Genomic DNA, 13,503 nt, shown 5'->3' on the forward strand with positions numbered 1-13,503 from the left:
GCACCAACATAACAATGAGACACCTGCTATGAATGCCCAGCCGATTGCTGCTCCGGCGCCCCATCCTTTTACTCTGCGCCTGGCGCTGGGATTGGTGGGTGTGTTGATTGCCGCGCTCTCTTCTGGATTAAACGATCGCGTTACCGATATCGCGCTGGCCGATATCCGTGCGGCGATCGGCATCAGTTACGATCAGGGCAGTTGGATCATTTCCGCTTATCAGGCCGCAGAAGTCGCGGCGATGATGATCGCGCCGTGGTTTGCCGTGACGTTTTCACTGCGCCGTTTTGCGCTATTGGTTTCCGCTGGTTTTATGCTGAGCGGCCTGCTGCTGCCGTTGATGCCCAACGCGCCGTTATTTATCGCCTTGCGCGTGGTGCAAGGTTTATTTGGTGGCGCATTACCGCCGCTGCTGATGACCGTTGCGCTGCGCTTCTTGCCGCCGCCAATCAAATTGTACGGTTTGGCAGGCTATGCGCTCACCGCCACTTTCGGCCCCAACATGGCTGCCTCGCTGGCAGCATTCTGGACCGATGAGGTCAGTTGGCTGTTCGTGTTCTGGCAAGTGGTTCCCGCCATGCTGATTGCCATGCTGCTGATTGGTTGGGGCTTGCCGCAAGATCCGCTGCGCCTCGAACGCTTTAAGCAAATCGACCTGTTCGGCATGCTCACCGGTTGCAGCGGCATGGCATTGCTGATTCTGGCGCTAACGCAGGGCGAGCGGCTCGATTGGCTCGAATCCTCATTATTCAGCGGCCTATTATTCAGCGCTCTGGCATTGCTGACTGTGTTCTTTATTAATGAATGGTTTCATCCGCTGCCACTGTTCAAGTTGCAGATGTTGGCACGACGCAATCTTTCGCATGGTTTATTGGTGCTGGCGGGCGTGTTGATTTTGTCGCTGTCAGGTTCGGCGCTGCCTTCCGCCTATCTGGCGCAAGTACAAGGTTTCCGCACCTTACAATTCGCGCCGCTGGCGTTAACCATCGGTTTGCCGCAGTTGCTGATTGCGCCATTTATTGCTGCATTACTGAATATTCGCTGGGTCGATTGTCGCTGGATGTTGACGGCGGGCGTGACGCTATTGGTGACATCCTGCTTGATGGGCATGCACATCACCACCGATTGGGCGCGGCAGAATTTTTGGCTAATTCAGATCTTGCAAGCGTTTGGTCAGCCAATGGTGATTTTGCCGGTGTTGATGAGCGCCACCAGCGTGGTCGCGCCGCCAGAAGGCCCGTTTGCTTCCGCGATGTTCAACACCGTGCGCGGCTTCTCCAGCATCGCCGCCAGCACCTTAGTCGCCTGGTTTATCAGCCATCGTGAGCAGTTTCATTCGAACATATTGATTGATCATGCCGCCAACCGCGCTTGGTTGATGACTGCACCCAACAGCGCGCAATCCAGCAGTAGCTTGCCTTTGCTGCCTGATGGCAGCGCCAGCAGTGCGGAAAACCTCAGCGGCTTTGCCACCTTGCTGAAACACCAGGCGATGGTGCTGAGCTTAAGTGATTGTTATCAAATGCTGATTGCCTTTGCTGCCCTGCTTTTACTGTTAACCGCCTGGCTGCCGAAACGCGTGTGGCCGCCACAGACCCTGATTCAACCTGCAACGACGACGTCGAGATAATTGATATGCAAGCTTTTGCAATGAAAAGAACGGTGCTGTTAAGTGCCTTATTACTGGTGTTATTAGCGATGGCATTTTTTGTCTGGTTATCAATGACCGGCAACGATCACCGCACCACCGATGCTTACGTTAATGCCGATTACACCTTGGTGGCACCGAAAGTGTCTGGTTATATCGCCAGTGTAAATGTGCGAGATAACCAGCGTGTTAAGGCCGGTGAACTGCTGGCGATGCTCGACGATCGCGATTATCGCGTGGCGCTGGAAACTGCGCAGGCTAATTTGCAGGTCAGTGAAGCTAAGCAATTGAGCAGCCAGGCGCAGCTGGAACAGCAGCAATCCACCATTGATGAAGCGAAAGCCACCTTAGCGGCGAGCCAGGCATCGGCGCAATATGCTGGACAAAGTGCGGCACGTTACAACCAGTTGTATAAAAGCGGCACCATCGCTGCTGACGATCAGCAGAAAGCCAACTCGACCCAGCGTTCAGCCTCAGCGGCGGTACGTCAGAGCGAAGCGGCGCTGGCTGCCGCTGTGAAGCAAGTTGGCGTGCTACACGCCGCGGTGCGTCAGGCCGCGGCCGATGTGACGGCGGCAAAAGCCAGCGTCGATCAGGCGCAGCTTAATCTTTCTTACACGCGCATCGTCGCGCCGGTGGATGGCATGGTTGGGCAGCGTTCTGTCCGCCTTGGCGCGTATGTCAGTGCCGGAACCCGTTTGCTGGCAGTGGTGCCGTTACAGCAAACCTATATCACCGCCAATTATCTGGAAACACAGTTGGCTGATGTGCAGCAAGGCCAAAAGGTGCTGGTGAAAGTGGATGCGTTACCGGGCAAGTCGTTTACCGGTCGCGTGGACAGTATCGCACCGGCAACCGGCGCGACCTTTTCCGCTATTTCACCGGATAACGCCACCGGCAATTACACCAAGGTGGTACAGCGTTTACCGGTGAAAATTGTGTTGGATATCAATCAACCGGATCTGGCAAAACTACGGGTTGGCATGTCGGCAATTCCAGAGATTGATGTCCGCTGAAAATGTGAGCAATATCTCAGAAACGGCCTATTTATTTTTGGGACGAATCCGCGTAGATTATCGCTCGATCCTGTTCTGGGCTTGCCTGGAGCGACCTGAGAAGAAAGCGTGTAGCGCTGATGAACTCCACCTTTCTCTTATTCTGTTCGGGTTACGCGAGTTTGGGATCGCTCGCCGGGTAACCGCTCAGAGGAGTTGCTGTTGTGAGATACGCTTTGATGGGAATTTCTTTTTTCCTGTTACTTTGGGTCGGTACTTTTGTACTGATGCTGTAGAGCCGCCAGACGGGGCGACGCCAGTCGCCCCATTCAGTTTTACTCTTCCTCTTCTTCCAGCGCTTTCACCGTTCCCGGCAAAATGCCATCAGCACGGAACATGGCTTTAATCCCGCGTACCGCCTGACGAATACGATCGCTGTTCTCAATCAGCGCAAAACGCACGTGTGTATCACCGTAATCACCAAAACCGATGCCCGGCGACACGCATACCTTCGCTTCCTGCAACAGCAATTTGGCGAATTCCAGCGAACCGAGATGCGCGTAGTGATCAGGAATTTTGGCCCACACATACATTGATGCCTTCGGCAGATCAACCATCCAACCCGCTTCGTGCAGGCCTTTCACCAGCACATCACGGCGACGTTTGTACTGCTCGGCAATATCGCGCACGCATTGTTGATCGCCTTCCAGCGCAGCAATCGCAGCCACCTGCAACGGCGTGAACGTACCGTAATCGTGATAACTTTTGATGCGCGCCAGCGCCGCGACCAACTCTTTGTTACCGACCATAAAGCCGATACGCCAGCCCGCCATGTTGTAGCTTTTCGACAGGGTAAAGAACTCAACCGCCACATCGCGCGCGCCGGGCACCTGCATGATTGATGGCGCTTTCCAGCCATCATAGGTGATATCCGCATACGCCAGATCGTGAATCACCAGCACGTTGTACTGCTTCGCCAGCGCAATCACGCGCTCGAAGAAATCCAGTTCAACGCATTGCGAAGTGGGGTTCGACGGAAAACCGAGAATCATCATTTTCGGCTTCGGATAACTTTCGCGAATCGCGCGTTCCAGCTCGTTGAAGAAGTCAACGCCCGCCACCAGCGGTACTGAACGCACCTGCGCACCGGCAATCACCGCGCCATAGATGTGAATCGGATAGCTGGGATTGGGCACTAACACCGTGTCGCCGTGATCGAGCGTTGCCAGCATCAAATGCGCCAGCCCTTCTTTGGAACCGATGGTGACAATCGCTTCTGATTCCGGATCGATCTCGACCTGATAACGGTCTGCGTACCAGCGCGAAATTGCGCGACGCAAACGAGGAATACCTTTCGAGGTTGAGTAACCGTGCGTGTCTTCGCGCTGCGCCACCTGACAGAGTTTTTCGACGATGTGCGGCGGCGTGGGGCCGTCCGGATTGCCCATCGAAAAATCGATGATGTCTTCGCCGCGCCGACGCGCAGCCATCTTCAATTCGGCAGTAATGTTAAATACATAAGGCGGAAGGCGTTCAATACGCGAGAAACGACGGGGTGTGCTGTTATCAGCCATGAGATCCTCTGGATTACGTAAGCGCCCGGACCGTCCGAGCGACGTGGGTCACTGTGGTGACCGCCTCAAGAACATAACGTGCTGATAACCAGATTGTCGAGAGCAGAATAAAAAAATTCTAATTCTCAGGATTCAGGCGACCTAACACCCAATCGCTCACCCATTGGCCGTTTAACAGATAATTATCCCGCAGCGTGCCCTCAAGTTCGAAACCATTCTTCTCCAAAATACGTCGTGACGGCCAATTCCCCTCAATCACCATCGCTTTCAGCTTATGAAATTCTGCTTGTAGCAAAAAGGTGCAGAGCGCATCAAGCGCTTCGCTGCCGTAACCTTGTGCGGTATACGCATGCAGCAGCATGTAACCCACTTCTGCCTGACGATAAGGATGCCATTCCGCGCTACAGCCAAACAAACCAATCGGCTCGCCCGTTGCGCGGATTCTGGCGACCAGGCACAGCATGTGAAAACTGCTGGCTTGCCACGGCGCCAGCCGCTCGGTGAAGCGCTGGCGAATGTCGTTTTCATCTGGGATTTCACTGACCCACGTCATGGTGGCGGTGTCCTGATGCACCGCTTTGAAAATCTGCCAATCTTCCGCCTGCAGTCGGCTTAGGGACAAACGTGGGGTGAGTAATTGCATTGCCGGGCTCCGCGATTTTGTATACGGCAACATAGCAAACTGGATCTACGACAACCAGCGATCGGCGCACGGTTTGGCTAATCCTCTTTTTAGCGCTCAGGATTTCCTCTTTTCTGTTTAATTCGCCAGGTCACCATGAATGGCGACCCTACAAAAACAGAGCGGTGCGCGCCGTAGGGTCGCCATTTATGGTGACCGCGAACCCAGAACGATACGCGCCCGTAGAGTCACCATTCATGGTGTCCCCAATAAGCCTAAAATTGATCCAAGCTATAAGAAGCGTCTGCAGCTTGCCGTGGCGCTGGCGGATCTTGATCACATTTTTTATCATAGCCGCATTCTTGCCTTGTCCGAGAGCTGCCTTTGCCTTCCCACTTCGACATGCTGCTGGCGGTATTTGACCGCGCAGCGCTGATGCTGATCTGCCTGTTCTTCCTCACGCGCACGCGAGTGTTTCGTCAACTGCTGCAAAAAGACGAACATTCGGTGCGTGAAAAAGTGGTGGTGACGGCAATCTTCTCGCTATTTGCGCTGTTCAGCACCTGGTCTGGCATTAATGTCGACGGTTCGCTGCTGAATGTGCGCGTGATTGCGGTGATGTCCGGCGGCATATTGTTTGGCCCGTGGGTCGGGATTGCGACCGGCATCATCGCCGGTTTACATCGCTATCTGATTGATATGGATGGCGTTACAGCGGTGCCGTGTTTGATCACCAGCATTATCGCCGGCATTGCCTCTGGCGTGATTAATCGCCGCATTAGCAAAGAGCAGCGTTGGCGCGCCGGGATTCTCGGCGGCATGCTGTGCGAGAGCCTGACCATGCTGCTGATTGTGCTGTGGGCCAAGCCGATGACGCTGGGATTAGCGATTGTTGCCGAGATTGCGCTGCCGATGATTCTCGGCGCATCCAGCATCGGTTTGATCGTGCTGCTGGTGCAGAGCGTGGAGGGGGAAAAAGAGGCGATTGCCGCACGCCAGGCCAAGCTGGCGCTGGAAATCGCCAACAAAACCCTGCCGCTGTTTCGTCAGGTGGACAGCCAATCGTTGCATAAAGTGTGCGATATCATTCGCACCGACATTCACGCCGATGCGGTTGCCATCACCAATACCAAACAGATTCTGGCCTACGTCGGCTACGGCGAGCAGAACTATCACAATGGCGATGACGCCATTAGCCCAACCACCGCGCAATCAATCTCCAGCGGAAAAATCATCATCAAGAACAACGATGAAGCGCATCGCACCAAAGATATTCACTCAATGTTAGTTATTCCCCTTTGGGAAAAAGGGGAAGTCACTGGCACGCTGAAAATATATTATCGCCGCGCACATCGCATCACCGGTTCTTTAAAAGAGATGGCGATTGGCCTGTCGCAGATTATCTCGACCCAGTTGGAAGTGTCGCGTGCAGAGCAACTGCGTGAGATGGCGAACAAAGCGGAATTGCGCGCGCTGCAAAGCAAAATAAACCCGCATTTCCTGTTCAACGCGCTGAATGCCATCTCCTCTTCGATCCGGCTTAATCCAGATACCGCCCGCCAATTGGTGATCAACCTGTCGCGCTATCTACGCTACAACCTCGAACTCAACGACGACGAACTTATCGATATCAAGAAAGAGCTGTGGCAGGTGAAAGATTACATTGCGATTGAGCAGGCGCGCTTTGGCGATAAGCTATCGATGATTTATGACGTCGATGAAGATCTGCATTTCACCTTGCCCAGTTTGCTGATTCAGCCGCTGGTAGAAAACGCCATTGTGCACGGTATTCAACCTTGTCGCGGCAAAGGCGTGGTGACTTTGAGCGTGAAAGATTTGGGCGATCGGGTGCGCGTGGCGGTGCGTGATACCGGCGACGGCATCAGCGACGATGTGATGAATCGCGTGGCGCGCAATGAGATGCCCGGCAACAAGATTGGCCTGTTAAATGTGCATCATCGGGTGAAACTGCTCTCCGGCCACGGATTAACGATTACGCGTCATCATCCCGGCACTGAAATTGCCTTTACTCTCAGTAAGAATGGTCAACCACTGCCCGCGCCGCTGCGCCCCACCACGGAAACCTCTGCGTGAAAGCCATTATCGTTGAAGACGAATTTCTTGCGCAGCAAGAGTTGAGTTGGATGATTCAGCAGCACAGCCAAATTGAAGTAGAAGCCTGCTTTGATGACGGGCTGGAAGTGCTGAAGTATCTGCAAACCCATCGCGTTGATGTGATATTCCTCGACATCAACATTCCTTCGCTGGATGGCATGCTGCTGGCGCAAAACATCAATCAATTCGCCCATAAGCCGTTGATTGTGTTCATCACCGCGTGGAAAGAGCATGCGGTAGATGCGTTTGAGCTGGATGCGTTTGACTACATTCTCAAGCCGTATCACGAATCACGCATTGTCACCATGCTGCGCAAACTGGAAGCCAGCGTGCAGCAACAGTCACAAACGCACGCAACAATTAGCGCACCGCAAACCGTTAATCTGGTAAAAGATGAACGCATTATCGTTACCGATATCAACGAGATTTATTACGTGGAAGCGCATGAAAAGCTGACGTTTGTCTACACGCGGCGCGAAGCTTATGTGATGTCGATGGTGATCAGTGAGTTTTGTAGTCGTTTACCGGAACAACAGTTTTTCCGCTGTCACCGTTCTTATTGCGTCAACTTAAGCAAGATCCGCGAAATCGAACCCTGGTTTAACAATACCTATTTGTTGAAGCTGCGTGATTTGGATGCGCAAGTGCCGGTGAGCAGAAGCAAGGTGAAAGCCTTTCGGCTATTGATGAGATTGTAAGGCGAACGGCGGACGCCGCTCGCCAGACAGTATTACAGTTCGCGGCCCAGCACCTGACGCAAATGCGCGCCCGCGCCGAGTAATCCCGGTTGATCGTGAGTGATCATATACACCGGAATATCCACCAGATAATCGCGGAAGCGGCCTTTGTCTTCAAACGCCGCGCGGAAGCCTGACGCTTTAAAGAAATCGAGGAAGCGCGGCACGATACCGCCCGCAATATAAACGCCGCCAAAGGTACCGAGATTCAGCGCCAGGTTGCCGCCAAAACGGCCCATAATGACGCAGAACAGCGACAACGCACGACGGCAATCGATGCAGCTGTCTTTCAGCGCGCGCTCGGTGACATCTTTCGGCTTGAGGTTTTCCGGCTCACGATCGTCGGATTTGACGATAGCGCGGTACAGATTGACTAAGCCGGAACCGGATAACACACGTTCCGCAGAAACGTGGCCCAGCTCAGCACGCAGCACTTCAAGAATTTCGCCCTCTTCTTCACTGTTCGGTGCGAAATCCACGTGACCGCCTTCACCTGGCAGGCTGATCCAACGTTTATCGACGTGTACCAAATGGCTAACGCCCAAACCGGTGCCAGCGCCATAAATCGCAATCGGCTTGCCTTCAATCGGCGATTTACCACCAAACTGAATCACTTCCTTTTCGCTCAGCATCGGAATAGCCATCGATACCGCGGTGAAATCGTTGATGATTTCCAGGCTTTCCAGCGCCAGATTTTCCTTCATCGCTTTGGTCGAAAACGCCCAATCGTGATTGGTCATCTCCACCCAATCGCCGGTGATCGGACAAGCAATGGCGATGCAGCCATGTTTGATGTCCTGTTTTTGCTCGTCGAGATAATGACGAATCACCGCTTCGAGATTGTCGTAGTCTGATGTTGAGAATGTTTCGGCCTGAGAGATAGCGCCAGTTTCCACCTCACACAATGCGAGACGGGCATTGGTACCGCCCACATCGCCGACCAGGGCGTATGTTGTCATTCTTCTGCTGCTCCGCTTGGGTCATAAACAATTGCAGGACACTATAAAAGCCTGCCAATAAAACAACAACGCCCACCTGACATGATGGGCGCGTCCATTCAAAGATGCTGCACAGCCTACGGATCGCCCGGCGGGCTGCACAGCGGCAACTTTCCGAATTTAACCGCTGTTACGTTGATGCAAAGCGGCGGTAACCTTACGTAGCAGCGGCGGCAAGTCCTGTTTGTCCATCACCACTTCCACCAGCGACAAACGACGATTACGCATTAATTGCGCCATCACCGCATCAAGTTGCACCGTTTCACTCACGCGCCAGCTTTGCGCCGCGCAATCTACGCTCATCGCCTGCGGCAGCGCGGTCCAATTCCACTGCGCGATGTCGTTATAACGCTGCTCTGCGCCGTGAATCGCCCGTTCAACCGTGTAGCCATCATTATTCAGTAAGAAGATGATGGGCTGCTGACCATCGCGCTGCATCGAGCCCAACTCTTGAATGGTGAGCTGCGCCGAGCCATCACCAATAATAAGGATTACACGACGATCTGGCTGTGCGGTTTGCGCCCCGAAGGTGGCGGGTAAAGTATAGCCAATCGATCCCCACAGCGGTTGCACCAACAATTGCGCCTCCTGCGGCAAACGCAGTGACGCGGCACCAAATGCCGCGGTGCCTTGATCGGCAAGGATAATATCACCCGGCTGCAAGAAGCGCTGCATCGCTTGCCAGAATGCCTGCTGACTGATTATTGCCGCATCAATGTGCTTATTTTCTTCGCATTCTGGCGCCTCAGCCAATTGCCAGTGGGCGCAGTGACGCTGATAAATCGGCAATAAGGCTTCCAATGCGTGCTGCATGCTGAGCGGTGCAAACACTTCGCCCGCGACCGTGGCCTGAAACGGTTGCAGATCGATTACGCGCGGTTCGGGTAAATGTTGAGTGAATCCGGCGGTTAAGGTATCGGTGAAGCGCACACCGACACACAACGTGACATCGGTATTTTCAATCGCCTGGCGCACCGCCTCGCTGCTGCCTTCCGCTGCGTAAGTGCCGACAAAGCCAGGTTGCTGCTCATTGAGCACACCTTTGCCCATTAATAAGGTGGCGGCAGGAATGGCACGAAGTTGACGCAGGGCGGCAAGCTGTGATTGCAGTTGCCAACGCGAGGCAAGAAAATCGGCCAGCAGCGATACGCGTTGTGCCGGTGCTAATAAACGCTCGGCGGCATCAGCAAAGGCTGCCGCCACCGCACGTTGGTTTTCTGGCTGTGGCTCGATATGACTTGGCATGATTACTTCTGCCGCCGCCACGTCCACCGCCATTAATAAGTATCCGGGGCGATGTTGTTTGAGCGCTTCGGCGATCACGCGATCAATCTCGGCCACCGCATTTTCCGGTGTCAGTACGGCAGAAGCCACGCTGACTTCCTGTGCCATTCGCAGAAAATGGCCGAAATCGCCATCGCCTAATGAATGATGTACGCAATCGCCATTGGCCTGCGCCTGACTGGCGGGCGCGCCCACGATGTGAATCACCGGCACATATTCGGCGTAGCTACCGGCAATGCCGTTTATCGCGCTCAATTCGCCTACGCCGAAAGTGGTTAACAGCGCGGCGGCACCGTTGCAACGGCCGTAACCATCAGCGGCATAGGCGGCATTCAGTTCATTGGCGCAGCCAACCCAGGCGATATCGGGATGCGCTATCACACTGTCGAGAAATTGCAGATTGTAATCACCCGGCACGCCGAACAAATGATAGATGCCAGCTTGTTGCAAACGGTGAAGTAAATAGTCGCCAACATTAAGGGTTTTCATCGACAGCTCCTTCTCAAGTGGATGTTGAGAAGTATCAGTGATGTGGCTGAATTGGCGAGATTTTCAGCATCGTGGCGCTGCGATTTGTGGCAAGCAATCGTTACGACGACAGATAATTCTGTAAGTTGCGATCTTCGGCTCATTTCACCTTAGTGTAAACGCATACACTGCTATGCTGATGTCACTTTCTCCCCTCTTGAGACAGGAACGCTGCATGACTGCTTTTCCCCATCCTGAACGTTATCAACAGATGCAATATCGTCGCAGTGGCCGAAGCGGCCTCAAATTACCGGCTATTTCGCTGGGTTTGTGGCACAACTTTGGCGACAGCACGCGCGTTGATAATAGTCGTGAATTGTTGCGCCACGCTTTTGATCGCGGCATCACGCATTTCGACCTGGCGAATAATTATGGTCCGCCGCCGGGTTCAGCCGAATCCAATTTTGGGCGCATCTTGCGCGAGGATTTCCACGGTCTGCGCGATGAACTGGTGATCTCCACCAAAGCCGGTTACACCATGTGGGACGGACCTTACGGCGATTGGGGTTCGCGCAAGTATCTGATTTCTAGCCTTGATCAAAGTTTGAAGCGTATGGGATTGGAGTACGTCGATATCTTCTATCATCATCGTCCCGATCCGGAAACACCGCTGGAAGAGACCATGCGCGCGCTCGATCAGGTAGTACGTCAGGGCAAAGCGTTATACGCGGCGATCTCAAATTATCCGGCGGATAAAGCGGCTGAAGCGATTGCGATTCTGCGCGATCTCGGCACGCCATGCCTGATTCATCAGCCGCGTTATTCGATGTTTGAGCGCACGCCAGAGCAAGGCTTGCTGGATGTGCTGGGCGATAACGGCGTTGGTTGTATCGCTTTCTCCCCGCTGGCGGGCGGCGTGTTGACCGATCGCTATTTGCAGGGCATTCCCGAAGATTCCCGTATCGCCAGTGGCAGCAAGTTCCTCAATGAGAGCCAGCTGACGCAAGAGAAAATGGAAAAAGTGCGCCAGCTACAACAGATTGCGCAGCAGCGCGGCCAGAAACTGGCGCAGATGGCGTTGAGCTGGGTGCTGCGCGATGCGCGTGTCACATCGGTGCTGATTGGCGCCAGTAAAACCGCGCAAATTGATGATGCAGTTGAGATGTTGAGTCAGCCAACGCTGAGTCAGGACGAGATTAACGCCATCCATAATATTTTAGTGTAAACGCTTACCCGCCCGGCCTTTGCCGGGCTTTTTCCGCAGCAGATAATTCTCATTTCAGAATAACCTCAACCTTTTAAGAGTTTTTCTCAAGGCGCGCCTGGTTCGATATGGCACACTAGCGCAACGGTAGCAGGTATAAGCTACTGAAAAGGAGAAACTATGAAACGTGCCATTTTGTTTGCCGCCTTGCTGGCAACATTATCCCCGTTGGCTATCAGCACAGCACAAGCCGACAGCGCCACCATCAACTTGGGTCCAGGCGTTACGCTGCATCTCGGCGATCGCGATCGTCATGGTAATTACTGGGATGGCGGCCGCTGGCGTGAACCACGCTGGTGGAACGATCGTTATCGCTACGATGACCATCGCTGGTGGCGTCATGAAGAGTGGAAACGTCATCGCGCCTATGAACGTGAGCGCGAACGCCGCTGGCATGAACGTGAACGACGTGACCATTGGCGTCACGATCATCGCCATGATGATCGCCACGATCACCATCATCATTAAACAAAAAATCCCGGTTAATACCGGGATTTTTCTTTCTGTCGCACCGTTACCAGCCGAGCGCTTCACCGACCAGTAAGTAAAGATTCAACGCAATCACCAACACCACAATCAATCGCCCGGCATTCTGCATCAGCCGCGAGTTAACCATCTCATCGCCCATCAATTCACGATTGCCGGTAAACGACAAAAGCGGGATCAACGCCAGCGCAATACCAAAACTCAGCAGCACCTGGCTCATCACCAAAATGCGTGTCGGATCCCAGCCGGCCCAAATCACAATAAAGGAAGGCAACATAGTGATGGTGCGGCGGAACCACAGCGGAATGTGGAAGCGAATAAAGCCCTGCATTACCACCTGCCCCGCCAAGGTCCCGACCACGGTGGAAGAGAGACCGGCTGCCACCAAACTTAAGCCGAAGACAATCGCGGCGGCGTGACCGAGCAGCGGTTGCAGCGTCAAATACGCCTGGTCGAGATCGACAATGCTGGAATGGCCGCTGAAGTGAAATGCCGCGGCGGCGGTGGCCATCATCGCCAGATTAACAAAGCCGGCGATGGTCATGGCGATGGAAACATCCAGCTTGGTCGAGGAGTAACGCTCCGCTTTGCTGCCGACATTGCCATGCTGCGTCAGCGCCGAGTGCAGATAAATCACGTGCGGCATGATGGTTGCGCCTAGCACACCAGCGGCCAGAAATACCGCGTCAGAAGTGGGCAACGATGGCAACGCCATGCCGATCACCAATTCGCTTACTTTTGGCTGCGAGAAAAAAAGCTCAACAATATAGGCTGCGGCAACAAACAGCAGCAGGCCGCCAATCACCAGTTCCAGCGGTTTCTGGCCACGGCTTTGCAGCATCAAAATCAGATAAGTGGCGATGCCGGTTAACACCGCGCCTTGCAACAGTGAAATGCCGAGCAGCAATTTAAAGCCGAGCGCCGCGCCAATGAATTCGGCCAAATCGGTAGCCATAGCGATGATTTCCGCCTGCACCCAATAGAACCACACCGCCGGACGTGGGAAGCGATCGCGAATGTGTTCCGCAAGATTTTTGCCGGTGGCAATGCCCAGCTTGGCCGACATTAACTGGATCAACATCGCCATGACGTTTGCCCACACCACCACCCATAGCAGCTTATAGCCGTAGGCAGCGCCGGCCTGAATGTTAGTCGCAAAGTTGCCGGGATCGATGTAGCCAATCGCCGCAATAAAAGCGGGCCCCAGCAGCGCGAGTTTGATCTTTCTGGCTCCGCGAGCAGCGCGCTCGGCGGTGCGGCTTTCTAACATAGTTGTACCCTGTCTTAATGCTTGTTGACCCGAGCAGCTTAA

The 13,503-nt window shown here is 54.0% G+C and carries 12 protein-coding genes; 7 read left to right on the forward strand and 5 right to left on the reverse strand.

The window, feature by feature from the left end; translation table 11 throughout:
- Nucleotides 1-28: 28 nt before the first annotated feature.
- From ACPUC7_RS04155 to ypdK, 3 genes are all read left to right on the forward strand, one after another.
- Nucleotides 29-1,630: an MFS transporter gene (locus tag ACPUC7_RS04155; RefSeq protein ID WP_494921869.1), complete on the forward strand. Its 1,602-nt coding sequence runs from the start codon at nucleotides 29-31 to the stop codon at nucleotides 1,628-1,630.
- A gap of 5 nt (nucleotides 1,631-1,635) precedes the next feature.
- Complete coding sequence (locus ACPUC7_RS04160) at nucleotides 1,636-2,664, forward strand: HlyD family secretion protein (RefSeq protein ID WP_494921870.1); 1,029 nt, start codon at nucleotides 1,636-1,638, stop codon at nucleotides 2,662-2,664.
- Nucleotides 2,665-2,867: 203 nt separating this feature from the next.
- A complete protein-coding gene (gene ypdK, locus ACPUC7_RS04165; RefSeq protein WP_099686956.1) occupies nucleotides 2,868-2,939 on the forward strand; it encodes a membrane protein YpdK in 72 nt (23 codons plus the stop codon).
- A gap of 39 nt (nucleotides 2,940-2,978) precedes the next feature.
- On the opposite strand, the gene alaC is transcribed toward ypdK, so the two are convergent.
- Entirely contained in the window at nucleotides 2,979-4,217 is a 1,239-nt protein-coding gene (gene alaC, locus ACPUC7_RS04170; protein WP_343553351.1) for an alanine transaminase, read from the reverse strand.
- 118 nt (nucleotides 4,218-4,335) lie between these two features.
- Nucleotides 4,336-4,860 (reverse strand): GNAT family N-acetyltransferase, encoded by a 525-nt coding sequence (locus ACPUC7_RS04175; protein ID WP_494921871.1) that lies wholly within the window; start codon nucleotides 4,858-4,860, stop codon nucleotides 4,336-4,338.
- Nucleotides 4,861-5,241: 381 nt separating this feature from the next.
- On the opposite strand from ACPUC7_RS04175, the gene ACPUC7_RS04180 reads away from it, so the two are divergent.
- Nucleotides 5,242-6,933, forward strand: a complete 1,692-nt coding sequence (locus ACPUC7_RS04180; RefSeq protein WP_494921948.1) for a LytS/YhcK type 5TM receptor domain-containing protein — start codon at nucleotides 5,242-5,244, stop codon at nucleotides 6,931-6,933.
- The gene (locus ACPUC7_RS04185; RefSeq protein WP_494921872.1) at nucleotides 6,930-7,652 is read left to right on the forward strand and encodes a LytR/AlgR family response regulator transcription factor; all 723 of its coding nucleotides are present in this window, start codon (nucleotides 6,930-6,932) and stop codon (nucleotides 7,650-7,652) included. The genes ACPUC7_RS04180 and ACPUC7_RS04185 overlap by 4 nt, the downstream gene beginning before the upstream one ends.
- A 32-nt stretch (nucleotides 7,653-7,684) precedes the next feature.
- Here the strand turns inward: ACPUC7_RS04185 and glk are convergent, their stop codons facing one another.
- Nucleotides 7,685-8,650: a glucokinase gene (gene glk, locus ACPUC7_RS04190; RefSeq protein ID WP_343553354.1), complete on the reverse strand. Its 966-nt coding sequence runs from the start codon at nucleotides 8,648-8,650 to the stop codon at nucleotides 7,685-7,687.
- 159 nt (nucleotides 8,651-8,809) lie between these two features.
- Nucleotides 8,810-10,462 carry an alpha-keto acid decarboxylase family protein gene (locus tag ACPUC7_RS04195; RefSeq protein ID WP_494921873.1) on the reverse strand — a complete coding sequence of 551 codons (1,653 nt, stop codon included), beginning with the start codon at nucleotides 10,460-10,462 and terminating at the stop codon, nucleotides 8,810-8,812.
- 214 nt (nucleotides 10,463-10,676) lie between these two features.
- Between ACPUC7_RS04195 and mgrA the strand changes: the two genes are divergently transcribed.
- Both mgrA and ACPUC7_RS04205 read left to right on the forward strand, forming a co-directional pair.
- Nucleotides 10,677-11,666, forward strand: coding sequence for an L-glyceraldehyde 3-phosphate reductase (mgrA, locus tag ACPUC7_RS04200; protein ID WP_494921874.1), 990 nt, complete (start codon nucleotides 10,677-10,679; stop codon nucleotides 11,664-11,666).
- Between the two features lie 159 nt (nucleotides 11,667-11,825).
- Complete coding sequence (locus ACPUC7_RS04205) at nucleotides 11,826-12,173, forward strand: DUF2502 domain-containing protein (protein ID WP_343553357.1); 348 nt, start codon at nucleotides 11,826-11,828, stop codon at nucleotides 12,171-12,173.
- A 46-nt stretch (nucleotides 12,174-12,219) separates the two neighbouring features.
- Here ACPUC7_RS04205 and ACPUC7_RS04210 read toward each other — a convergent pair whose 3' ends face one another.
- Nucleotides 12,220-13,461: an Nramp family divalent metal transporter gene (locus tag ACPUC7_RS04210; RefSeq protein ID WP_343553358.1), complete on the reverse strand. Its 1,242-nt coding sequence runs from the start codon at nucleotides 13,459-13,461 to the stop codon at nucleotides 12,220-12,222.
- Nucleotides 13,462-13,503 lie beyond the last annotated feature (42 nt).

It is taken from the genome of Pantoea sp. CFCC18179 (assembly GCF_059412405.1).

Coding starts and splice junctions, on each gene's coding strand:
- ACPUC7_RS04155 (WP_494921869.1), top strand. CDS start 29: ATGAATGCCCAGCCGATTGCTGCTCCGGCGCCCCATCCTTTTACTCTG.
- ACPUC7_RS04160 (WP_494921870.1), top strand. CDS start 1,636: ATGCAAGCTTTTGCAATGAAAAGAACGGTGCTGTTAAGTGCCTTATTA.
- alaC (WP_343553351.1), bottom strand. CDS start 4,217: ATGGCTGATAACAGCACACCCCGTCGTTTCTCGCGTATTGAACGCCTT.
- ACPUC7_RS04175 (WP_494921871.1), bottom strand. CDS start 4,860: ATGCAATTACTCACCCCACGTTTGTCCCTAAGCCGACTGCAGGCGGAA.
- ACPUC7_RS04180 (WP_494921948.1), top strand. CDS start 5,242: ATGCTGCTGGCGGTATTTGACCGCGCAGCGCTGATGCTGATCTGCCTG.
- glk (WP_343553354.1), bottom strand. CDS start 8,650: ATGACAACATACGCCCTGGTCGGCGATGTGGGCGGTACCAATGCCCGT.
- ACPUC7_RS04195 (WP_494921873.1), bottom strand. CDS start 10,462: ATGAAAACCCTTAATGTTGGCGACTATTTACTTCACCGTTTGCAACAA.
- mgrA (WP_494921874.1), top strand. CDS start 10,677: ATGACTGCTTTTCCCCATCCTGAACGTTATCAACAGATGCAATATCGT.
- ACPUC7_RS04205 (WP_343553357.1), top strand. CDS start 11,826: ATGAAACGTGCCATTTTGTTTGCCGCCTTGCTGGCAACATTATCCCCG.
- ACPUC7_RS04210 (WP_343553358.1), bottom strand. CDS start 13,461: ATGTTAGAAAGCCGCACCGCCGAGCGCGCTGCTCGCGGAGCCAGAAAG.